We start from the raw sequence: 22,585 nt of genomic DNA on the forward strand, positions 1-22,585 counted from the left end.
CATGGCCGCCAACGTCATGCGGAAGGTCTCCTTGCGGAGCCTGGCCGCCCACAAACTCCGGCTGCTGCTGACCGTGTTCTCGGTGGTTCTCGGCACCAGCTTCGTCGCCGCCGCCGTGGTGTTCACCTCGTCGGTGCAGCACTCGTTCAACTCGATCTTCGACAACGTCGCCAAGGGTGTCTCCGCCGAGGTGACGGCCGCCGACCCGCGGTCGCCCGGTGTTCCGCTCGCCGTCGTCGACCAGCTCAACGCCCAGCAGGGCGCGCTCGGTGTCGCCAAGACCGAGGTCAACTACAGCGGTCTGGTGACCCTCGCCAAGAGTGACGGCTCCGCACTGCAGACCGGCGGCGCCCCGAGCGTCGGCTCGGCCTACGTGCCGCCGGATCAGGCGGTCAGCGACTCGGGTATGAAGATCGTCGCCGGTCGGGCCCCCGCGGCACCCGGTGAGGTCGCCGTCAACACCGGTGCCGCCGACAAAGCCGGACTGAAGGTCGGCTCCACCACCCGGGTGGCGCTGGGCGCCGGCACCACCGAACCCCTCGACGTCACCGTCGTCGGACTGCTCGACATGCCGGCCGCCACCGGCGGCTACACCAATGTCCAGTTCACGCAGGACCAGGCCCGTCAGCTGTTCTCCGGCGGCGGCTACGTGTCCACCGTCGACCTGGCCGCCGCACCGGGCGTCAGCGACACCGCGCTGCGCGACAAGGTGGCGGCCGCCCTGAACCAGAAGGGTCCCGACGGCAAACTGCTGTACGAGGTGCGCACCGGCGAGCAGGTCCGCGAAGACCAGAAGGCGCAGGTCGCGACCTTCCTCAACATCTTCCGGTACATCCTCCTCGCGTTCGCCGCCATCGGCCTGGTGGTCGGTACCTTCATCATCTACAACACGTTCTCGATGATCGTGGCGCAGCGGAACCGCGAGCTGGCGCTGCTGAGGGCCGTCGGCGCGAGCCGTAAGAACGTCTCCCGGTCGGTGCTGCTGGAGGCTCTCGTGGTCGGCCTGCTGGGCGGCGCGATCGGGCTCGGTCTGGGCATCGGCATCGCCGCCCTGATGCGGGCCGCGACCGCCGGCTCCGGTCTGCCGGCCGGGCCCCTGCAGGTGGGGCTGTCGGCGATCCTGTCCGCCCTCTTCGTGGGCGTCATCGTCACCATGCTGTCGGCGTGGATCCCGGCGCGCCGCGCCTCCCGGATCCCGCCGGTCGAAGCCATGCGCTCGGCGGCCGCCGAACCGGGCGCCGGATCGCTGCGCCGCCGCACCATCGCGGCGGTGGCGCTGGGGGTGGCCGGAGTCCTGATCCTGGTCGGCAGCTGGTTCATCGAAGGAGCCGGTGCGCTCGCCCTCGTCGGGCTGGCGGCGCTGCTCGTGATCGTGGCCGTCGTCCTGGGTGCTCCGGCGCTCTCCCAGCCGGTGGTCGGCGGCATCGGCCGCGTGCTGCAGGCACCGTTCGGCACCGTCGGCAAACTGGCCCGCACCAACGCGCTCCGCAACCCTCGCCGCAGCGCGGCCACCGCGTTCGCCCTCACCATCGGCCTGATGCTGGTCGTGCTGATCGGCACCCTCGGCTGGTCCCTCAAAGGTGAGATCAACGCCGGCATCGACGACCAGGTGAGCGCCGACTACATCGTCAGCGGCACCGGCGGGGCACCGCTGTCCTCGGCGGCCGGCAAGGCCGTCGCCGCGGTACCGGACGCCGCCACCGTCGTCTCGTTCGACGTCACGTCCGCCAAGCTCGACGGCGTCGACACCTCCGTCAGCACCCCGGTCGGCACCAGCCTGGATCAGGTGCTCAACCTGAAGATGACCACCGGGTCGTCGCAGATCTCGCCGGACGGCATGGTGATCAGCCGCACCGTCAGCGAGAACAAGGGCTGGAAGCCGGGCACCGTCGTCACCTTCGCGTCCACCACCGGTGTCGCGGTGCCGGCCACCGTGTCCGGAATCTACGAACCCAACGCCGTCGTCGGCGACTGGCTGCTCGGCAACGGAGTCTTCGACAAACTGGTGCCGTCGGACACGTCCCGGATGACGATGGCCACCCTGGTCAAGACCAAGCCGGGTGTCTCCGAAGCCACCATGCGCGACGAACTGGAGAAGGCCGTCAAGCCGTACCTGACCGCCCAGGTGCAGGACCGTCAGCAGTTCAAGAACGGGTTCTCGTCGATCATCGACTCCATGCTGGCGACGCTGTATGCGCTGCTCGGTCTGGCACTGGTGATCGCGGTGCTCGGCATCATCAACACCCTGGCCCTGTCGGTGGTGGAACGGCGGCAGGAGATCGGCATGCTGCGCGCCATCGGCACCACGCGTGCCCAGCTGCGGCGCACCATCTACCTGGAGTCGATCTACATCGCGATCTTCGGCGCCCTCCTGGGTGTGGTGATCGGGCTGGTGATCGGTCTGCCGCTGGTGCACGGTCTGCGGCACTGGGGGCTCGAGCACACGGTGATCCCGTGGTCGCTGATCGTCGTCACCCTCGTGGGCGCTGCGATCGTCGGCGGACTGGCGGCGCTGTGGCCGGCGGTGTCGGCGGCCCGGACCAAGCCGCTCGAGGCGATCGTCGAATCGTGACGGTGCCGCACATCGGTACCGTGGTGTCATGACGAATCCGCACCAGCCGCGTCCGGAGACCCGGCGGATGGAACCCTACGAGCCGGATCCGAACCAGAGCGGCTACTACCAGGTCGATCCGCGGACCGGCCAGTACGCCTACGAGCAGACGGGCGCGTACCCGCAGACCGGCCAGTACCCGCAGACGGGCCAGTACGACTATGCCCAGACCGGTCAGTACGACACCGGGTACGGCCAGGTGCCCCCGCCGCCGGACCGCAGCCGGACCGTGATGCTGGCGCTCATCGCGCTGCTCGCGCTGGTCCTGCTGCTCCTGGTCGGCTTCCTGGTATTCCGGGCCGTCGACAACAACGACGACGATGCGGCCGCCTCCAGCACCACGTCGTCGACGCTGCCGTCGTCCACCGAGTCGAGCAGCACCACTTCGAGCACGTCGTCGACGACCAGTTCGACGCGCGGCATGGCACCCGGCATGGTCACCTACCACCTGACCGGCCAGGGCAGCCTGATCGGCCTGCGCTACTCGTCGGAGTCCGGTGAGCGGATCGTCGCCACGGCCGCCACCCCGTGGACGGCATCGTCACGCATGGATCCCGGCTCGTCGGCGTCGCTGTCGGCGATCGTGGTGAGCGGCCAGGTGACCTGCGACATCCTGCTCGGGCAGGAGATCATCGGCACCTCGACCAGCGGACCGGGGCCGCTGACCTGCAGCGCGTCGGTGCCCGACTCGAACTGAGACGGCCTGGGTTTCGACTCGCGTCCTCGCCTAGCGGCTCGGCCACGGCTCAACCAGCGGATGGGTTGAAACCTCAGGCGGCAGACTTCTTGCGCAGCACCATCACGAGGTTCGTGGCGGCGAATTCGCGAAGCACCGGGACCTTCACGACCGGCCACGCCCAGTGCGGCAGATACCGCGGGAACGCGGCGACGAGATCGGCGTCGGGGGTGTGCCCGGCCCAGTCGAGGCCGGCCTGCGCGGTGATCGGAAACAGGGACAATCCGTACAGGTTCTTCGGCAGTCTGCCGTGGCGGCGGGTGTAGCGCCGCGCCGCGTGATGTCCGCCCAGGTAGTGGGCCAGGCCCGTCTCGTGTCCGCCGAACGGACCCCACCACAGGGTGTAGCTGAGGACGATCGTGCCGCCGGGCCGCGTCACCCGCACCAGTTCGTCGGCCATCACCCACGGTTCCGCCGTGTGCTCGGCGACGTTCGACGAGTAGGCGACGTCCATGCTGCCGGTCGCGAACGGGAGTTGCTGCCCCTGTGCACGCACGCAGGTGCGGTGGTCGATGCCGGCGGCATGCATCTCGCCGGCATCGGGTTCGACGGACAGGTAGTGCGCGCCGCGACCGGTGAACGCGTCCGCGAAGAACCCCGGCCCGCCGCCTACATCGAGGACCACCGCCCCGTCGAGCCGGCCGTCGTAGACGGCGCCGATCATGTCGGCGGTGTCGTCGGCGAGCGCCGAATAGAACCGGTCCGGTTGTGTCTGCTCGTAGCCGAACTCGGTGAACAGCCGCTGCGCGCGCCGCAGGGTGGCCAGGCGCGCGAAACTCATGGTCTTCACTCTCGCATACCCTGGAACCGATGAACGAAGTCCTGCTTCTGTGCTGGCGCGACACCGACCACCCGCAGGGTGGCGGCAGTGAGCGCTACCTGGAGCGGGTGGGTGCCGAACTCGCCGCGCGGGGCGCCTCGGTGACCCTGCTGACCGCCCACTATCCGGGTGCGGGGCGGGACGAACGACGGGACGGCATCCGGGTGCTGCGGGCCGGCGGCCGGCTCTCGGTGTACCCGCGCGCACTGCTCACCCTGCTGGCCGCGCGCCTGCGCCTCGGCCGTCTCGCCGGATACCGGCCGGACGTGGTGGTCGACACCCAGAACGGTGTCCCCTTCTTCGCGCGACTCGTCGCCGGGGCGCCGACCGTGGTGCTGGTCCATCACTGTCACCGCGAGCAGTGGCCGGTCGCCGGACCGGTACTGGCGAAGATCGGTTGGTTCACCGAGTCGCGACTGTCGCCGCTGATCCACCGCCGCAACCGCTACATCACGGTGTCCGAGCCGTCGGCCGCCGAACTCGTCGGACTGGGGGTGGATCGTGCCCGGATCGACGTGGTCCGCGGCGGCATCGACCCGGTACCGCCGATCGCCGCTCCGGAGATCGGCGACGGCGGGCCCGCCCGGTTGATCGTCGTGTCCCGGCTGGTGCCGCACAAGCAGATCGAGCACGCCCTCCAGGTGGTGCAGCGGCTGCGCGCGGGCGGCACCGACGTCCACCTCGACGTGGTCGGCGACGGATGGTGGGCGTCCGACCTGATCGCCTTGACCGGCCGGCTCGGACTGACCGGCCACGTCGTCTTCCACGGCCACGTCGACGACCGGCGCAAACACGAACTCCTCGCCGGCGCCGACCTGCACCTGATGCCGTCGCGCAAAGAGGGGTGGGGGCTGGCCGTCATCGAGGCTGCCCAGCACGGCGTGCCGACTCTCGGCTACCGGAGTTCGGCCGGTCTCACCGACTCGATCGTCGACGGCACCACCGGCGTGCTGGTCGACGACCTGGACGGTCTGGTCGCATCCACTGCGGCGCTCCTGGCCGATCCGGCGCGCGCCGCCGCACTCGGCCGCGCCGCACGGGATCGGGCCGCCGGCTACTCGTGGCCGTCGACGGCCGACGACTTCGCCCGCGTCCTGCGCGAGGTGAATCCGGCCACTGCGGACGCCAGCCCGGCGAGAAGCGCGGCCAGCCAGATCCCGTGAGCCGTTCCGGCCGCGATCCAGGCACCGGTCGCCGGTGACGGATACGGCGGTGCGCCGTCGATCGGTGCGACGCTGACACCGTCACGGGTCTCGGTCACCACCCATCCCACGCCCAACACCGCCAGGCGCGCGGGGTCGGCGCCGTCGTCCACCGCGTCGATCACCTGCCGTGCGCGACCGGTCGGCGCGTCCACCCGGACACAGTCGACGATCAGCGAACCGTCCAGGATCACAGGCGCATCGATCATCCGCGGCAGCGGCGACAGCGACGGGCCGTCGTTCCAGCGGTAGTCGCGCATCAGGGTGGACGGGATCACGGCGACCGCCCGGTCGGAATGCCCGATCAGGGCCGCCACCCGGGCGTAGGCGGCCGGATAGTCGACGGCACGCAGGCCGCCGCCGACCCCCCAGGCGAGGTCCGGGAGCGGGGCCGCCACCAGCAGTGCGACGGCGACCGTGCCCACCGCGGCCGGCAGCCACCGGCGCACCGCGCTCACCGCGGCGGCCGCGGCGATCGCATAGAACGGCACCGCCAGCGCGAGATACTTCGTGGTGTCGCGGACCAGACCGGCGCCGGGCAGGTAGCCGGTGAGGGCGTCGATCAGATGGTCTCCGGGGGTCGTCGCGAGGAGGGTGACGGCGACGATCGTGACCGCGGCCAGGACCGCCAGCGCACCGACCACGCGGTCGAGTTCACGCCGCTGACGGATCACGACGACGGTGCCGCCCACGACCACCAGCAGCAGGCAGCCGGTCGCCACGGCCGCCCACCCCGACGTGCGGCTCACCGGTACGGCGGCGGCGTTCCAGATGCCGCCGAGCCCCAGCACCGACCCGAACGTGCCGAGTCCCGGTTCGGCGCGGGCGGCGAACAGTCCGCTCCCGGAACCTGTGGTCGTCGAGTCGGCCACCGCCGCGCCCACGAGCCAGGGGCTCGCGGTCAGAAGCCAGAGAACGGGGACGAGGAGGGTGCTGGTTTCGACGCGGGGCGTCGTCGTCGCTGCGCTCCGTCGTCGACCCGGCTCAACCGCCGTGTGGGAGCGAGTCCCTCCGGTGGTTGGGCCGGACGGGGAGTGGGTCCCTTCGATGGTTGAGCCGGACGACGAAGGAGTCCGTGTCGAAACCCACGCGGCCACCGCCACCGCCAGTGCAAGGAGTGAACCGGTGGGGGTCAAGCCGGCGACGGCGAACAGACCGGTGAGCCCGGCCCACCGTCGCCACCCCGGATCCTCCCGCAGACTCAGCACCGAGAGGACGATCCAGCCGAGCGCCGCATAGCCGGTGAGCAGACTCCAATGACCCTGCAGCAGACGCTCCGCGACGTACGGATTCCAGATCGCCACGACGGCCGCGGCGACAGCGCCCGCGTTTCCTGCGCCGGGAACCAGACGCCGCGCGAGCCGGCCGTAGCCCACACCGGCAGCGAACAGCGAGAGCGCGATGACCGCGGCGACCAGGACTCCGCCGTCCACCACGTGGGAGGCCACCGCCACCGCACCGTCCTGCGGCACCGCGCGGGGCGGTGCGCCGTCGATACCGAAAGCGGCCGCCGTCAACGGCGAGGTGGGGGTGGCGACCGCGTCGCGGTGCAGCAGATACCCGCCGAACAACGGAAAGCACACCACTGCTGACAGCAGTGCGCTCACCGCGTACAGCATCAGTGGTGGAATGTGTCCGACGGTGGCATGCGGTGGTCGGCGTCCTCGTCGTCGTCGCGCGGGACGATGCTGTAGGCGCGGGCCAGATCCAGGATCTTCGTGGCGCGGGCGATACGCGGCAGGTCCGAGCCGTTGCGGATCTCGCCGCCGTCGGCCTGGAACTCGGCGAAGAACTCGCGCGCCCAGCTGATCTCGTCCTGCGACGGGGAGAGGCCCTCGTTCACCATGGCGCACTGATCCGGGGTCAGGCAGATCTTGCCGGTCATGCCGAACTCGGCACTGACTGCGGTGGCCTCGCTGAGCTTGAGGGCACTGGAACCGACCGTCGGGCCGTCGATCGCCGACGGCAGGTTCGACGCCTTCGCGGCGATCGTGAAGCGTGACCGCGCGTACGCCAGGGTCATCGGGTTCTCGCCGAAGCCGGTGTCGCGGCGGAAGTCGCCGATACCGAACGCCAGACGGAAGGTGCCCTTGGTGGCGGCGATCTCGTTGATGCGTTCCAGACCGCGGGCGGTCTCGACGAGCGCCACGATCGGCACGTCCGGCAGGCGGCGCGCGGTCTCGGTGATGTGGTCCACCGATTCGACCATCGCCAGCATGATGCCGCCGACCGAGGTCTTCGCGAGCGCGTCGATGTCGGCGGCCCACCAGGGGGTGCCGAAACCGTTGATGCGGACCCAGTCGGAGTGGCCCTGGCCCATCCAGTCGACCACGTTCTGCCGGGCCGAATCCTTGTCCTTGGGCGCGACGGCGTCCTCGATGTCGAACACGACGATGTCGGCGCGGGACCGGGACGCGGCCTCGAACCGATCGGCCTGCGCACCGTTGACCAGGAGCCAGCTCCGCGCGAGTACCGGATCGATACGGGATCCGGCCTCGGTGGGATCGACTTCGGTGAAGGGTTCGGTGTCGTACATCGACTCGGTGTGCCTGCTCTTCTCGTCGGTGAAAATGCCGCAAACGCTGCGACAAGCAGTCTAGGGCAGACTGTTGCCATGACCGAACCGGCGACCGCGGCGCAGCGCACCGGCGTCGTCCGATCGCTCGGTGTGGTGACCGCCGGATCGCTCGTCGCCAACGCGCTCGCCTACCTGGTGCAGTGGCCGGCCAGCCGGGAACTCGGCCCCGAAGGGTACGGCGAGTTCTCCGTTCTGCTCGCTGCGCTGCTGGTGATCGCGGTGCCGGCGCTCGCCTTGCAGAACGTGGTGGCCCGCGAAACGGTCCTCGGCGCGAGCCGCGCCGCCCTGTGGCGGCTGATCACGACGGTCGCGCTGATCGTGACCGCGCTCTCGATCGTGGCGGCGCCGTTCCTTGCCGCACTCGCCGGGACCTCCGTGACGTCGACGTTCGCCGCGACCGCCGCGGCCGGCCCCCTCGTCGTCGTGTCCGGTGCCCAGGGTCTTCTCCAGGGCGCCGGCCGTTTCGGGCTGCTCGGCGTCGTCCTCGCCGCCGTCGGCGTCCTGCGCAGTGCGCCGGTGATCGTGACGGTGCTGACCGGCGGCGGCGCGGGTGCGGCGCTCGCCGCGGGGACCGCCGGTACCGTCGTCGCGGCCGTCGGGGTGGGGCTCCTCGCGACTCCGACGCGCCTTGAGCCCCGAACGCTTCTTGAGCCCTTCGACTTCGTGCCGTCGCAAGTCGAAAGGAATCCGGCGAGAGGCGGGGTGGGGGTGCAGACGGTGCTGTTCGCCTCCGGGGTGCAACTGGTCATCATCGTCGCCGTGTCACTTGACCTGCTGTTGTCGCGGACCGTGCTCGACGCGTCGGCGGCCGGTACGTATGCGCTCGGCGCCGTCGCCACGAAGGCGGCGTTCTGGTTGCCGCAGGCGGTGGGCGTCGTCGTGTATCCGCGGCTCGCCGACCCGATCACCAGCCGGCGGGCTCTCGGCGCGGCGGCCCGCGTGCTCGCCGTGATCGGAGCGGTCGTGACCGCTGCCGCGGCCGTCGCCGGGCCGCTGGTTCCGGCGATCGTGTCCGAGGACTACCGGCCGGTGGCCGGCCTGATCTGGCTGTTCGCGCTCACCGGCGCGCTGCTCTCGCTGCTGCAGCTGCTGCTGCTCGCCGCGGTCGCCCGCGACCGGGCCCGCGGCGCGATCCCGGCGCTGGGGGTGCTGCTCATCGAGACCGCACTGATTCTGACGGTCGCGCATTCGGTGCTGTCCCTGGTGCTGATCGCCGCCGGTTGCGCCGCCGCCGCCGTCGTGCTGACCGCACTGTGGGGCCGCAGCGCCGCCGCCGGCCCGTCGGTTGAGCCGGGTGCTGCACCTACCGCTGGTTGAGCCGGGACCGAGCCGCTAGGCGAGGACCCGTGTCGAAACCCCCCAATGCTCACGGGACTCCTTTCGACAAGCTCAAGGAGCGTTCGGCAAGCTCAAGGAGCGTCCGAAGCTCCCGGAGCGTTTCGACAAGCTCAAGGAGCGTTGGGGCCGCAAGGAGCCTCCCGCCGGATACAGTCAGCCCATGTCCACGCGAGCCACCGGGCGCGACCTCCTCGGCCCTGCCCTGATCTTCTTCGGGGCGCTGCTCCTGGCGGCGGCCCTGGCCGTCGGCCCGGTGCTCGGCGGCCAGGCCCGCAAACTGCCCCTCTCGACCGATCAGTCGTGGACGGCGGACGGCGCGGACGGCACCCAGCTTCTGGACCGGTGCTCCCTGGACCGCGATCGGGCCGCCGTCACCACCGGCACCGTTCACCAGGACCGCCGGATCCTCACCGTGCAGCCGTCCGACGGGTCGACGATCACCCTGCAGGCCGGCACCGCCTTGCGCGTCGACAAGCCGCAGTGCGAGGAGGAGACGCTCAACGCCACCCTCGATCGGGTGACCCTGGACCGCCGCACCGCCCTGCCCGGCGGGGAGTCGGAGATCCAGTACGACGACAAGCGTGCCGCGATCCCCGTCACCGACCGCCACGGCTACACCTACGTTCTGCCGTACGGCTTTGATCGCAGCGGGGCGTCGTACTTCGATCCGGCGACCCGCCAATCGGTGCTGATGAAGGCCGAGGGCACCGAGACCATGGGCGGGCGCGACGTCGTGCGGTTCTCGGCGGACGTTCCCGACGCCGACCTGCACGCCGTGCAGCAGGATCCGTACGCGGTGATCCAGAAGCCGGCGTCATGGTTCGGGGACTTTCCCGGCGTCGACCCGGCCGAGCAGCTCACCGCCACCCTGCATCGGCATTCGCACCACGAGTTCTTCGTCGACGAAGTGAGCGGGGTGCTGGTGGCCGAGCAGTCGGACATCACCGAGGAGTACCGGTTCGCACCGGACGTCGCGGCCCGCTCCCCCGAACTGGCGGCGTTCGCGCTGACGAATCTCAAGACCACGCTCGACACCGATCAGGAGACGATCCGCGAGGCCTCCGAAGCCGCGTCGAGCCGGGCCTGGCCGGTGTCGATGTGGACCCGGATCGCCCCGATCGTCGGCGGCGTGGTCGGCCTGATCCTGCTGGTGTTGGGCGTGGCAGCCCTGCGGCGTTCGTCCACCCGGGCGTCCGGCCCCAACGCTCCTTGAGCTTGTTGAACGCTCCTTGAGCCTGTCGAAAGGAGCCCCGTGAGCATTCGGGGGTTTCGACACGGGTCCTCGCCTAGCGGCTCGGTCCCGGCTCAACCGGCGGTACGTACTGGTTCCGGCTCAACCAATGGCAGATGCTGGTCGCGGCTCAACCAGCGGTAGATGCTGTTCCCGGCTCAACCGGCGGGTAGGTGAGTGGCGGCGAGTCGAGGAGCGGTGCCACTATCCTGGCCTGCAGCATGACCAGCACGCGCGTCATCGACGCTCCGGCACTGCCGGCCTATCGGCGCTTCTTTCCGCAACTGGAGGGGATGCGCGCCGTCGCCGCGCTCGGAGTCCTCACCACGCACGTCGCCTTCCAGACGCGGGCGGTGCAGTGGCCGGTGCTCGGTCCGATCCTGGGTCGTCTCGATCTGGCGGTCGCTCTCTTCTTCGCGTTGTCCGGGTTTCTGCTGTGGCGTCCGTACGCGGCGGCCGCCCGGCACGAGGCGCTGTCGGCACCGAACGTGCCCCGCTACCTCCGGCATCGCGTCGTGCGGATCTGGCCGGCGTACCTGGTGGTGGTCGTGGTGGTGTTGCTGCTGCTGCCGCAGGCGCGCGGGGCGTCCGCGACGGTCTGGCTGGCGAATCTGACGCTCACCCAGGTGTTCGTTCCGTTGACTTTGGCGTCCGGGCTCACCCAGATGTGGAGTCTGTCGGTGGAGGTGGCGTTCTATCTGCTGCTGCCGCTGATCGGGTACGCGCTGCTGCGGCTGCGCGGGGACCGGTCACGGTTCCGGATCCCGCTGCTGCTCGGGGCCGGGGCGCTCAGTCTCGGCTGGGCGTGGCTGATCGGGGCGGTCGGCCTCCCGGACGGGGTGGAAGGCAAGAACTGGGTGTTCGGGCATCTGCCGTGGTTTCTGGCCGGGCTGGTTCTCGCCGAACTCACGGCCACTGCCGAACTCGGCCACGCCCGTTCGACGGCGGTGCGCCGGACCCTGGCCCTGTCGGCGGACCGTCGGCTGATGTTCGTGGTGTTCGTCGTCGCCTACGGGGCGGCGTGCACTCCGCTGGCCGGGCCGACCGGCCTGGGCGATGTGGGCAACACGCAGTACGCGGTCAAGATGCTGCTCGGTGCGATCGCCGCCTATGCGATCCTCGCGCCGCTGGTGTGCGCCGACGGCCGGTTCGGGTTTCTGACCTCGCCGCCGATGGCCGCGCTGGGCCGATGGTCGTACGGCATCTTCATCTGGCACGTCGCGGTGCTGACGTGTGTGTTCGGTCTGTTCGGCATCCAGGCGTTCGACGGTCACACGGTGACCGTCTGGATGCTGACCGCGATCGTCACGGTCGGTGTGGCCGCGGCCAGCTATGCGTTCGTGGAGGAGCCGTGCCGCGAGTGGCTGGCGCGCTTCGAGGCGCGTCAGAAGGCGATGCAGGTCCAGCCGCCGCCGTAGCCGCGGGTGACCCGGACGTTGGTGATCTTCGACTTCTGGCCGTTCTGGACGGCGTAGAGGTGGCGGATGCCTTCGCGGCGGGGAATCCAGTTGACGGCGGCGACGCCTCCGCGCGGATAGTCCTTGCCGACGTACAGCGGCTTGTAGCCCTTGCCCTTCCAGTCCCAGAACGTGACGGTGCCCGAGGCGTTGACCGCGACGTTCGCGACGTAGCGGCAGCCGGTGCCGAACTGGGTGCCGAAGATGATGTGCCCGGGGTTGACGTGACCCTGCGGTGCGGCCTGGGCCGGCGCACTGACTGCGGCGGCGGCCGTCAGGCCGATGACTCCGGTGACGAGGACGTTTCGGATTCGCGACATGGATCCATGGTGGCCGATTCGTCGCCCGGACGCAGCGGAATCAGGGTCGATGCAGCCAGAACGGCGAGTCCGGTGAGCGCGAACAGCTGCGGCCACAGGGCATATCCGGCATAGTCGCCGCCCGAATGCCAGGGTCCCGATGCCAGGAACAGGGTCGCGACGAACATCGCGCCGAACACGGTGGTGACGCGTGCGGTGCGGCCGAGACGGGTGGTGGCCGCGGCGGCGACCGCCCCGATCGCCAGACCCCACCAGCCGCACAGCAGCCAGGCCGCCGCGATGCCTCCGATCGTGCCTGCGACGACGGCGGTGCGGTCGGCGGGCATCGGTGCGGGCAGTGCCGGGGCGCCGCGCCGGGCCGGCAGGGAGGCCAGGACCAGAAGCACCGCGACCAGCGCCAGGCCGATCACCAGCGACCAGCGGTACAGGCCGTCGAAGGCGTAGTCCAGGTGCACGGTGCCGCCGACCCCGGCCGGGATCACCCAGCCCTGCTGCCAGCCGTCGACGGTGACCGGGTGGAGAGTCCGCGCGTCCAGCAGCGCCGTCCATCCGGGGTTGGTGCTCTCCGGGACCGACAGCACGCGGTCGTGGTCGGTGGCGGCCACGTCGAGGCTCCGGTGTTCGGCATCCCACCGCCGGGTCGGTACCGACCCGGTCGGCGCGTCGACGGGCGCGGGAACCGACGTCGGCAGTGAGACGGTATCGACGGTGAACGCTTCACCCGGGTTGACGGCGATCTCCTGGGAGCCGGCGGGCAGTTGGAGGGGGGCGCCGCACGGGGTGGCGACGATCGGATGTCCGGCGCGCAGGTCGCCGGCAGTGGTGTGCGCCTGGAGCCGGATCAGACGGCCGGCGGCGGTGAGGCCGAGACCGAGGGGGCCCGCGGGGTCGCTGTCGCACGTGAGGGTGATCGGGCGGGCGGGGTCGTCGGGGGTGTTCGGCACGGCGACGCTGCCGTCCGGGTGCAACACGTCGAGTTCGCTGATGCCGGCGGGGGCGCGGGTGGTGAAGCCGAGGTCGTTGGTGTCGAGAAGGTCGGTGGTGTCGGCGATGCGGACGGTGACGGTCGACGTGGTCGCGGGGGTGAGGGTGACGAGGCCGTCGGCGCCGACGGTGCGGCGCTGCGGCCCGGTGCCGAGGTCGACGATCACGGAGGTCGGGCGGGCCGGGTAGTCGCGGGGCGCGTGGATGCGCAGGGCGCCCACGTCGGTGGCAGCGGGCAGGTGCAGCGTCAAGGTCGGGCGCGATGCCTTGCGGCCGGTGGGCTCGGGTGCGGTCCAGGTGGTGTCCGGGTCGCCGTCGACGGCTGCGGCCGCGCTGCCGCGGACATCGGCGACCGCCGACGGTCCTTCGGCGCGGATCCGGCCGGGCACCGTCAGCAGGTCGGTGAGTGCCCCGCCGGGAGCCGGCCGCAGGATCACGGTCGGGTCGACGGTGGCCGCGTTCGGCACGGACAGTGTGCGGGTGAAGACGCCGGGGGTCTCCGGGTCCAGGCCGAGAGCGGCAGCGCATAGGACGCGGCCGTCGGGGCCGTCGACGCATTGGGGTCGTGCGCCCAGTTCGTTGTGCAGGACCCATTCGCTGACGGTCCCGTCCGCCGGATCGCGTGCAGGCAACCGAGTGGCCTGCCGGATCGGCAGGGCCGCGCCGGTGGCGGCGTCGGTCAGCTGGACTTCGGTGAGCGCGAACTGGTCGCCGGCGGAGCCGTCGGCGGTACGGATGGCGCGGATCTCGACGTGCCGGGTGGATCCGGACGGCAGGACGACGCGGGTGGGGACACCCGGTTCGATGTTCTGCGCGACGGTGCTGCCCGCGTCCGTGGTCAACAGGATGGAGGTGACGTCCGGCCCGATCGCTTTCGCGGTGGTGAGGGTGACGGCCAGGTCGCGGCGCGGTGCGGTGAACTCGACGGTCATCGATTCGCCGACCGCGGACTGCAGGTCGCGGCTCACCCAGGCGGTGTGGGGGTCGCCGTCGAAGGCGGCGGCAGCGGACGCGGCCGGCGAGGTCTGACCGGCCTGGGTGGCGTCGGCGGCCGAGCCGGTGCTGGTCACCCGGACCTGACCGGGTTGTCCGTCGAGCAGCCACTGCGCCTCGACGAGAGGCTGTCCGTCGACCGGGTAGTCGGCGGCGGTGTTCTTGGTGAGCCGGGGATCGTCGGGGGAACGGATGGCCGACGAGTGGTCGTCGACGCGACCGAAGTCGGTCTCCCGGTCGACGGGTGTGTCGGTGACGACGGTGCTCGCGGCGGGGAGTCCGGCGCGCCGGGCGTCGGCTTCGAGGAGGGTCGGCCCGAGGGGCGGACGGCCGGTGTGCAGCCGGTCGTTCTGGACGGCGGCGACGGCTTCCGGGCCGCCGGCGATCCGCGGCATGGCGTCGACGTCGGTCAGGCGGGGACCGGTGTCGGCGCCGGGAGCGGAGCGAGCGGGCCGGGTGTCATCGGCGCCGGGAGCGGTGACCCGGTAGACGGTGATGGCGGGGAGCGCCGGCCGCAGCCCGTTGTCGGTGACGAAGCCCTTCGCGGCGGGTGGCGCGGTCGGCGGGCCGAACGTGGTGACCGCGTCGATGCCGGGTGAGTCGGCGAGGGCCTGCGCCACCAGCAGCGGGCGGGCGGAACGACTGGTGGTGGGGTCGAGGTCGGCGCGGAGCACCAGATAGCCGATGCCCTGCCCGGCCAGCACCGAGGCGAGTCCGGGTGATCCGCGACCGGCGGCGAGGTCGCGTTGGACGGCGTCGAGGGCGCGGATGGTGCCGGGCGGCGTGAGCGGGATGGCGTCGCGGACGGCCCACGGCGTGCGGCCGAGGGACTGCAACGGTTCGTCGCGGGTCAGGCCCCACAGCTGGTCGGCGAACGGTGCGCCGGGCACCACGAGGGCCCGGCTGGGGGTCGCCGAGTCCTTCTCCTGGTCGGCCAGCCAGTCGGCGGCCTGTTTCCAATGATCGGGGACGGCGGTGTAGCTGCCCGGTGGGGCGATGCCTCCGGTCCAGGCGAGCGTGCCCGAGCCGATGACCGCCACGACCACGACCAGGGCGGCGGCGAACCCACGATGCGCGACGGCCCCGACCGGTCGGAGCTGCACGCGCGCCAGCAGGTGGGCCACGCCCAGCACGATCGGGATGCGGATGAGCGGGTCGAACTTGTGCACGTTGCGCAGCGGGGCGCCGGCGGCGTCGAGGAAGACGCGCACCGGTTCGGCGATCGGCGAGCCGAGGGTGCCGGGGTAGCCGAGGCAGATCAGTAGCAGTCCGGTCACGACGATCGCGACGAGACGCCGGCGGAACGGCATCTGTGACATCGCGAGCCCGGCCAGTCCGGCGGCGGCCAGCACTCCGGTCGCCAGGACGGCGGCGGGTTCACTGACCAGGACGGCGCCGGCGGCCCGCTCGGTGGACACGAACGGCGTCCACGAGTCGGTGCCGCGCAGCACTTCGGTGAGCGAAGTCCATTCGGTGGTGACGCGGGACGATTCGATGAAGTCGAGGAACGGCGGCGACACCCGGGACAGGATCAGCAGCGGTACCAGCCACCACAGGCAGGCGAGCAGCAGGCCGGCGGCCCACCAGGCGCCGAACACCAGGCGACGGCGCAGCCAGGGTCCGCGCGCGCCGATCACCCCGTACAGCCACCAGGCGGCGGCGACCCCGGCGGCGGCGAGGGTGGCGACGGCGTTGACCGCACCCATGAGGGCGACGGGCACGGCGGCGCGCAGGCCCAGCTGCCAGAGCGGCCGGGTCGGTGCCGCCCGGTCGACGGCGCGGATCATCGGGACCAGCACCCAGGGCGCCAGCATCATGGGCAGCGTCTCCGACGAGATGGTGCCCAGGGTGGTCAGGACGCGGGGTGCTAGGACGAACGCGGCGCCGGCGACGAGCCGGGACGCGAACGATCCGACGCGCAGCACTTCGGCGAGCCGCACGAGACCGACGAAGCCGACGGTCAGCAGCAGTGCCCACCACAGGCGTTCGGTGATCCAGCCGGGCAGATGCAGTAGCTGGCCGGCGGCGAAGAATGCGCCGTGCGGAAAGAAGTAGCCGTACGCCTGGTTCTGCACCTGGCCCATCGGCGCGTCCGGCGCCCACAGGTGTGCGGCGCGGGCGAGGAAGCCGATCGGGTCGGCGGTCAGGTCGAGTTTGGTGTCCGGGGAGATGCGGCCGGGGGCCTGCAGCACGGAGAAGACGAGCGCGACGACGGCGACGACGCCGATGTCCCGGCGCGCCAGGATGCGACCGGTGGGGTCGTGGGTGTCGCTACTGGGCGTTGCCGGCTCCGCCGCGCGAGCCGTACTCGACGGAGCCTTTGACGAAGCCGTTCTTGGCATCGAAACTGTTCACATCGGTGGAGGGCTTGGTCTGCGACGCGAGCGTGCCGCCCAGGAAGATGGCGCCGAAGCCGACCGCGATTCCGGCGACGGCGGCTGCCGCTGCGGAGATCAGTCGAGAGCGCTGCATGCAGACCAAGCTACCATTCGGCCATGGCCTTTCCTTTTCGCGCCGCGCTGTCGGCGGCTGCGCTCGTGACCGTCACCACGCTGGTCGTGGGCTGTTCGAGCGACGATCAGCCGACCGCCGCCTCGTCGTCGCCGGCTGCTCCGGCGTCGTCGTCGACCTCCACCACGCCGCCTCCGCCGCCGTGCGGCACCGAGCAGGTGGCGGCGATGACTCTGCGGCAGAAGCTGGCGCAGCGTCTGGTCGTGGGGATCACCGATGCGGCGGATGCGCGGCAGGCGGTGCAGTCCGAACAGATCGGCGGCGTCTTCTACGGCAGCTGGACCGATCCGTCGGCGCTCGCCGACGGCGCGATGACCGCGGTGTCGAAGGCCGGCAAGACTCCGTTGATGGTGACCGTCGATCAGGAGGGCGGCCGGGTGGCTCGCCTCTCGTCGTTCGGTGTCGACATGCCGTCGGCGCGCTCACTGGTCGCGTCGGGTACCACCCCGGAGCAGGCGCGTGCTCAGGCGAAGGCCGCGGGCGAGAAGATGCGTGCACTCGGTGTGACGACCGATTTCGCGCCGGATGCCGACGTCTCCGACGAGCCGGACGACGAGGTGATCGGCGACCGGTCGTTCTCGAACGACCCGAAGGTGGTCGCCGAGTACGCGCAGGCCGTCGCGAAGGGTCTCGAGGACGCGGGTGTGCAGCCGGTGTTCAAGCACTTCCCGGGCCACGGCCACGGTTCCGGTGATTCGCACACCGGCGCGGTGACCACTCCGCCGCTCGACCAGCTGGAGAAGAGCGACCTGGTGCCGTACAAGACTCTGCTGGCCGATCCGGGCAATGCGGCGGTCATGGTCGGTCATCTGAACGTGCCGGGTCTGACGGTCGGCGACACCCCGGCCAGCATGAGCGCGAAGGCGATCGGCATGCTGCGCAGCGGTCAGCCGTACGGCGGCCCGCCGTTCGACGGCGTCGTGTTCACCGACGATCTGTCGGGCATGAAGGCGATCACCGACAAGTATTCGATCGATCAGGCTGTGGTCCGGGCGTTCCGGGCGGGTGCGGACATCGCGCTGTGGCAGACCACGGCGCAGGTGCCGCAGGTGCTCGACGCGCTGGAGGCGGCGGTCAAGAACGGTGATCTGCACGAGGCGTCGGTCGATCGTTCGGTGATCCGGATCCTCAAGGCCAAGGGCGTCGTGAAGTGCGGTTAACTTACCGGATGGTAAGTTAAGGGAATGGCCGGAACGAAACGACTGCCCCGCGCGGTCCGCGAGCAGCAGATGCTCGATGCCGCCGTGGAGGAGTTCTCCGACACCGGCTATTCGGACACCTCGATGGACGCGATCGCGGCCCGTGCCGAGATCTCCAAGCCGATGCTGTACCTCTACTACGGCTCCAAGGACGAACTGTTCATGGCGTGCGTCGACCGTGAGCGCGGCCGCTTCATGGACGCCATGTCGGCCGGCTTCGACCCGGCACTGCGCCAGCGTGACCAGGCGCGCATCGTGATCCGCGAGTTCCTGCGCTACGTCTACGAGAACGCCAAGTCGTGGCGGGTCCTCTACCGCGTGGCGAGCAGCACCTCCGACTTCACCGAGGTGGTGACCCGCGCCCGCAGTCAGATCACCGAGATGATCACCGAGCTGATCCGCCGGGGTACCACCGTCGACGGCATCTCGGACACCGACTTCGAGCTGACGGCCGTCGCCCTGGTGGGTGCTGCCGAGGCCGTCGCCGACCGCATCTCCGAAGGCGACATCTCCCTGGATGCCGCCACCGACGTGCTGCTGGGCATCGTCTGGCGCGCCCTCACCGGCGTCGGACATCTCGAAGAGGCGTAGGCGACGCGTTCACCTCGACTGCGGTACGTAGCGGTCATCCGGTGGCAGTGGCGTACGGCAACCGACGCCGGACATGTCGGCGCTGGGGACGAGAAATCCCCGGCGACCGCGTGGGTCACCGGGGATTCTCGACTCTCGACGCGTCAGGCGCGCGGGGTCAGCGTTCCCGTCAAGTGGGGGAACCCCTTCTTCCGGTCGAGCACCGAGACGGCGAAACCGTCGCGGGCGCCGGGAGCGGAGCGAGCAGGCCCATCGGCCTCGGTCCTCTCCGTGTAGAGGTTGACCTTGGCCGGGAGCAGGATCGGCGTGCCGAAGCGCACCGAGTAGACGACACCGCCGGGCAGCTGCGCCTCGATGTTCGCCACTGCGGTCGCCGCCGTCCACATGCCGTGCGCGATGGCCTTCGGGAAACCGAACGCCTTCGCCGACAGGTTCGCCATGTGGATCGGATTCCGGTCACCGGATGCGGCCGCATACTCGCGGATCAGGTGCAGGTTCACCGACACCACACGATCCGGCGGGGGCGGGGTCTTGGCCACCGGGGCCGGACCGCGCTCCTCGTCGGACAGGCTCGTGCGCTGCTGCTTCAGGAAGGTGCCCGTCTGCACGGCCACCAGTTCACGACCCACCCGGAACTCCGAGATGACGTCGATCAGCAGACCCTTGCGATGTTCACGCAGATTCTCCGCGTGGGTCTCGATGGTCAGCGGTTCATCGGATCCGATCTCGCGCAGGCGCTCGATCTTGTTCTCGAAGTGCACCGAACCGACCGCCCCGAACGGGAACGCCGGATCGACCATCAGCTCCATGGCCAGAGGGAACTGCAGCACGAACAGGTAGTTCAGCGGCAGCGTCGCCCCGTACTGGCAGCCGGTGGTGCGGCAGTACTCCTGCAGTTTGTCCTGATCGGCGCGCACGTTCTCCAGGCGGTAGACGGTGTCGGGCACCGTCGCGCTCGGCGAAACCTTGGCGGGCTTCCCGATCACCGGCAGCATGGCGCCGACGGCCTTCGGATACAGCGTCGCCGGGGACGGCGCGTGGCTCAGGGTGACGGTCTTGGCCATCAGGCCCCCAGCAGACTCTGGCCGCAGACGCGGACGATGTTGCCGGTGACCGCGTTGCTGGCCGGGTTGGCGAAGTAGGCGACCGTCTCAGCGACGTCGACGGTCTGGCCGCCCTGCATCATCGCGTTCATGCGGCGGCCGGCCTCACGGGTCGCGAGGGGGATGGCCGCGGTCATCGCGGTCTCGATGAAGCCCGGGGCGACAGCGTTGATGGTGATGCCGCTCTTGGCCAGCTTCGGCGCGTAGGCGTTCACCAGGCCGATGACGCCGGCCTTCGAGGCGCCGTAGTTGGTCTGGCCGCGGTTACCGGCGATACCGGCGATCGACGAGACGTCGATGACGGCGCCGCCGGCGCGCAGCGCCTTCTTGGCGACCAGGCCGTTGACCAGATCCTGCGGGGCCTTCAGGTTCACCGAGATCACCGAGTTCCAGCGGCCGTCGTCCATGTTGGCGAGCAGCTTGTCGCGGGTGATGCCGGCGTTGTTGACGATGATGTCCAGACCGCCGTGACGCTCCAGCACGTGCTCGGCGACCTTGGCGGCCGCGTCCTTGTCGGTGACGTCCAGCGGCAGCGCGGTGCCGGACACCTTGTTGGCGGTCTCGCTCAGGGCCTCACCGGCGGCCGGGATGTCAGCGCAGATGACGTGGGCGCCGTCGCGGGCCAGAACCTCGGCGATGGTGGCGCCGATACCGCGGGCGGCACCGGTGACCAGCGCGACCTTGCCGTCGAGCGGCTTGCGCCAGTCGGCGACCTTGGCGGCGTCCTCGGTGCCGACGCGGATCACCTGGGCGTCGACGTAGGCCGACTTGCCCGACAGCAGGAAGCGCAGCGTCGACTCGAGGCCGCTGACGCCGGTCGGGGCCTTCGGCGACACGTAGACGAGCTGGGCGGTCGCGCCGTCACGCAGCTCCTTGGCGACCGAACGGGTGAAGCCTTCCAGAGCGCGCTGGGCGACCTGCTCGTCGACCTTGGTGCACAGCTCCGGAGTGGTGCCGAGTACGACGATGCGGGCCGAGTTGCCGAACGACCGCATGATCGGGGTGAAGAACTGGAACAGCTGCTCGAGCTCGGCGACGTCGGTGATGCCGGTGGCATCGAAGACGGCGGCACCCAGCTTGTCGGCGCTGCGGCCGCTGGTGTTGTTGGTGACCAGGTCGTACTCGCCGGCGGCGGTCAGGATCTCCCGGACCGGCTCGACCAGACGGCCGGCGCCGCCGATTAGGACCGGGCCGCCCAGCGGCGGCTCGGAGGCCTTGTAGCGACGCAGGTGCGGCGGCTGGGGGAGTCCGACCTTGCTCGCGAAGAACGCGCCGGGGCCGGAGTTGACCAGAGACGAGTACAGATCGTTGTTGCCTGCCACGACAGACTCCTTTGTGTAGTGAGGGGTTCGACTACTAAACTTACTCGATAGTAAGATCGACGCAACGCGCGACCGACTTCGATCGACGCCCGACCCATCAGGAGAACCCCCGTGGCCCCGTACACCCCCAAGAAGCCGAAGACCAAGCAGCAGCGCCCCGTCGCCATCCTCGGCGGCAACCGCATCCCGTTCGCGCGCCAGGACAAGGCCTACGCCAAGGCGAGCAACCAGGAGATGATGACCGCTGCGCTCCAGGGTCTGATCAGCCGCTTCAACCTGCAGGGTGAAGAACTCGGCATGGTCGCCGGCGGCGCCGTCCTCAAGCACTCGCGCGACTTCAACCTCATGCGTGAGTCGGTCCTGGGCACCTCGCTGTCGCCGTACACCCCGGCCTTCGACGTCCAGCAGGCGTGCGGCACCGGCCTGCAGGCCATCACCGCTGTCGGCGACGGCATCGCCCGCGGCCGCTACGAGGCCGGCATCGGCGGCGGCGTCGACACCACCTCCGACGCCCCGATCGGCGTCTCCGAGGACATGCGTCGCCAGATGCTCGAGGTCAACCGCGCCAAGAGCACCCCGGAAATGATCAAAGCCGCCCTGGCGCTGGTCCCCAAGCTGGGCATCGAGATCCCGCAGAACGGCGAGCCGCGCACCGGCCTGTCCATGGGTGAGCACGCCGCCATCACCGCCAAGGAGTTCGGCATCTCGCGCGCCGACCAGGACGCCCTGGCCGCCGCCAGCCACCAGAACATGGCGAAGGCCTACGACGCAGGCTTCTTCGACGACCTCATCACCCCCTTCCAGGGCCTGACCCGCGACGAGAACCTGCGTCCGGGCAGCTCGGTCGAGAAGCTGTCGACCCTCAAGCCGGTCTTCGGCGTCTCCCTCGGCGACGCCACCATGACCGCCGGCAACTCGACGCCGCTCACCGACGGCGCCTCCACCGTCCTGCTGTCCAGCGACGAGTGGGCCAAGGAGAAGAACCTCCCGGTGATGGCCTACCTGGTGGACACCGAGACCGCCGCCGTCGACTACGTCAACGGCCCGGACGGCCTGCTGATGGCCCCCACCTACGCGGTGCCGCGTCTGCTCAAGCGCAACGGCCTCACCCTGCAGGACTTCGACTTCTACGAGATCCACGAGGCCTTCGCGTCGGTGGTTCTGGCCACCCTGGCCGCGTGGGAGTCGCCCGAGTACTGCAAGGACCGCCTCGGCCTGGACAAGCCGCTCGGCGCCATCGACCGCAGCAAGCTGAACGTGTACGGCTCGTCGCTGGCGGCCGGCCACCCGTTCGCCGCCACCGGCGGCCGCATCGTCGCGCAGGCCGCCAAGATGATCAACGAGAACAGCGGCGGGCGCGCGTTGGTCTCCATCTGTGCGGCCGGCGGCCAGGGCGTCACCGCGATCATCGAAGGCTGACGCGGCTCCTTTCGACAAGCTCAAGGAGCGTGCGAGGGAGCCTTCGGAAGAAAGTTTTCGCCGCGGTGTAACGCTTCTGTTCGCCGTGACGACATACGTGATAGCTCCGGCTGAACTGCCTGACCCCCGACCCGGCAGTTCGGTCGGAGCTTTCATTTTGTCGCTTTCCT

17 protein-coding genes are annotated in these 22,585 nt (G+C 70.5%); 9 read left to right on the plus strand and 8 right to left on the minus strand.

Features of this window, described 5'->3' with window-relative positions; translation table 11 throughout:
• Position 1: 1 nt before the first annotated feature.
• Both QM774_RS12105 and QM774_RS12110 read left to right on the plus strand, forming a co-directional pair.
• A complete protein-coding gene (locus QM774_RS12105; RefSeq protein WP_414976108.1) occupies positions 2–2,572 on the plus strand; it encodes an ABC transporter permease in 2,571 nt (856 codons plus the stop codon).
• Between the two features lie 28 nt (positions 2,573–2,600).
• Positions 2,601–3,308, plus strand: coding sequence for a hypothetical protein (locus tag QM774_RS12110; protein WP_414976109.1), 708 nt, complete (start codon positions 2,601–2,603; stop codon positions 3,306–3,308).
• 73 nt (positions 3,309–3,381) lie between these two features.
• On the opposite strand, the gene QM774_RS12115 is transcribed toward QM774_RS12110, so the two are convergent.
• On the minus strand, positions 3,382–4,128 hold the full coding sequence (locus QM774_RS12115; protein ID WP_414976110.1) for a class I SAM-dependent methyltransferase: 747 nt from the start codon (positions 4,126–4,128) through the stop codon (positions 3,382–3,384).
• A 29-nt stretch (positions 4,129–4,157) separates the two neighbouring features.
• Here QM774_RS12115 and QM774_RS12120 point away from each other — a divergent pair, with 29 nt between their 5' ends.
• Positions 4,158–5,330 carry a glycosyltransferase family 4 protein gene (locus QM774_RS12120; protein WP_414976111.1) on the plus strand — a complete coding sequence of 391 codons (1,173 nt, stop codon included), beginning with the start codon at positions 4,158–4,160 and terminating at the stop codon, positions 5,328–5,330.
• Here QM774_RS12120 and QM774_RS12125 read toward each other — a convergent pair.
• Both QM774_RS12125 and QM774_RS12130 read right to left on the minus strand, forming a co-directional pair.
• Complete coding sequence (locus QM774_RS12125; protein WP_414976112.1) at positions 5,222–6,976, minus strand: hypothetical protein; 1,755 nt, start codon at positions 6,974–6,976, stop codon at positions 5,222–5,224. The two genes, QM774_RS12120 and QM774_RS12125, sit on opposite strands and share 109 nt — an antisense overlap.
• Before the next feature lie 11 nt (positions 6,977–6,987).
• Positions 6,988–7,905, minus strand: coding sequence for an HpcH/HpaI aldolase/citrate lyase family protein (locus QM774_RS12130; protein WP_414976113.1), 918 nt, complete (start codon positions 7,903–7,905; stop codon positions 6,988–6,990).
• A 78-nt stretch (positions 7,906–7,983) separates the two neighbouring features.
• On the opposite strand from QM774_RS12130, the gene QM774_RS12135 reads away from it, so the two are divergent.
• From QM774_RS12135 to QM774_RS12145, 3 genes are all read left to right on the plus strand, one after another.
• Positions 7,984–9,264, plus strand: coding sequence for a polysaccharide biosynthesis protein (locus QM774_RS12135; RefSeq protein ID WP_414976114.1), 1,281 nt, complete (start codon positions 7,984–7,986; stop codon positions 9,262–9,264).
• A gap of 181 nt (positions 9,265–9,445) precedes the next feature.
• Positions 9,446–10,498: a DUF3068 domain-containing protein gene (locus tag QM774_RS12140; protein WP_414976115.1), complete on the plus strand. Its 1,053-nt coding sequence runs from the start codon at positions 9,446–9,448 to the stop codon at positions 10,496–10,498.
• A 239-nt stretch (positions 10,499–10,737) separates the two neighbouring features.
• Positions 10,738–11,934 (plus strand): acyltransferase family protein, encoded by a 1,197-nt coding sequence (locus tag QM774_RS12145; RefSeq protein ID WP_414976116.1) that lies wholly within the window; start codon positions 10,738–10,740, stop codon positions 11,932–11,934.
• On the opposite strand, the gene QM774_RS12150 is transcribed toward QM774_RS12145, so the two are convergent.
• Genes QM774_RS12150 through QM774_RS12160 form a run of 3 tightly spaced genes read right to left on the minus strand, consistent with a single transcriptional unit; the run spans position 11,901 to position 16,742 of the window.
• Positions 11,901–12,293 carry a hypothetical protein gene (locus QM774_RS12150; protein WP_414976117.1) on the minus strand — a complete coding sequence of 131 codons (393 nt, stop codon included), beginning with the start codon at positions 12,291–12,293 and terminating at the stop codon, positions 11,901–11,903. The two genes, QM774_RS12145 and QM774_RS12150, sit on opposite strands and share 34 nt — an antisense overlap.
• Positions 12,248–16,612 (minus strand): alpha-(1->3)-arabinofuranosyltransferase family protein, encoded by a 4,365-nt coding sequence (locus QM774_RS12155; protein ID WP_414976118.1) that lies wholly within the window; start codon positions 16,610–16,612, stop codon positions 12,248–12,250. Before QM774_RS12155 ends, QM774_RS12150 begins: the two co-directional genes overlap by 46 nt.
• Entirely contained in the window at positions 16,542–16,742 is a 201-nt protein-coding gene (locus QM774_RS12160) for a DUF2613 family protein (RefSeq protein ID WP_414976119.1), read from the minus strand. The genes QM774_RS12155 and QM774_RS12160 overlap by 71 nt, the downstream gene beginning before the upstream one ends.
• 23 nt (positions 16,743–16,765) lie before the next feature.
• On the opposite strand from QM774_RS12160, the gene QM774_RS12165 reads away from it, so the two are divergent.
• Complete coding sequence (locus QM774_RS12165) at positions 16,766–17,941, plus strand: glycoside hydrolase family 3 N-terminal domain-containing protein (RefSeq protein WP_414976120.1); 1,176 nt, start codon at positions 16,766–16,768, stop codon at positions 17,939–17,941.
• A gap of 24 nt (positions 17,942–17,965) precedes the next feature.
• Complete coding sequence (locus QM774_RS12170; protein ID WP_414976121.1) at positions 17,966–18,571, plus strand: TetR/AcrR family transcriptional regulator; 606 nt, start codon at positions 17,966–17,968, stop codon at positions 18,569–18,571.
• A 143-nt stretch (positions 18,572–18,714) separates the two neighbouring features.
• On the opposite strand, the gene QM774_RS12175 is transcribed toward QM774_RS12170, so the two are convergent.
• Together QM774_RS12175 and QM774_RS12180 are read right to left on the minus strand one after the other, a co-directional pair.
• Positions 18,715–19,635, minus strand: a complete 921-nt coding sequence (locus QM774_RS12175; protein ID WP_414976122.1) for a MaoC family dehydratase — start codon at positions 19,633–19,635, stop codon at positions 18,715–18,717.
• Positions 19,635–20,996: a 3-oxoacyl-ACP reductase gene (locus QM774_RS12180; RefSeq protein WP_414976123.1), complete on the minus strand. Its 1,362-nt coding sequence runs from the start codon at positions 20,994–20,996 to the stop codon at positions 19,635–19,637. The genes QM774_RS12175 and QM774_RS12180 overlap by 1 nt, the downstream gene beginning before the upstream one ends.
• A 111-nt stretch (positions 20,997–21,107) precedes the next feature.
• On the opposite strand from QM774_RS12180, the gene QM774_RS12185 reads away from it, so the two are divergent.
• Complete coding sequence (locus QM774_RS12185) at positions 21,108–22,415, plus strand: acetyl-CoA C-acetyltransferase (protein ID WP_414976124.1); 1,308 nt, start codon at positions 21,108–21,110, stop codon at positions 22,413–22,415.
• The last annotated feature ends 170 nt before the right edge of the window (positions 22,416–22,585 follow it).

Source organism: Gordonia sp. (in: high G+C Gram-positive bacteria) (genome assembly GCF_047600565.1).
In the GTDB taxonomy this organism is placed as follows: Bacteria; Actinomycetota; Actinomycetes; order Mycobacteriales; family Mycobacteriaceae; genus Gordonia.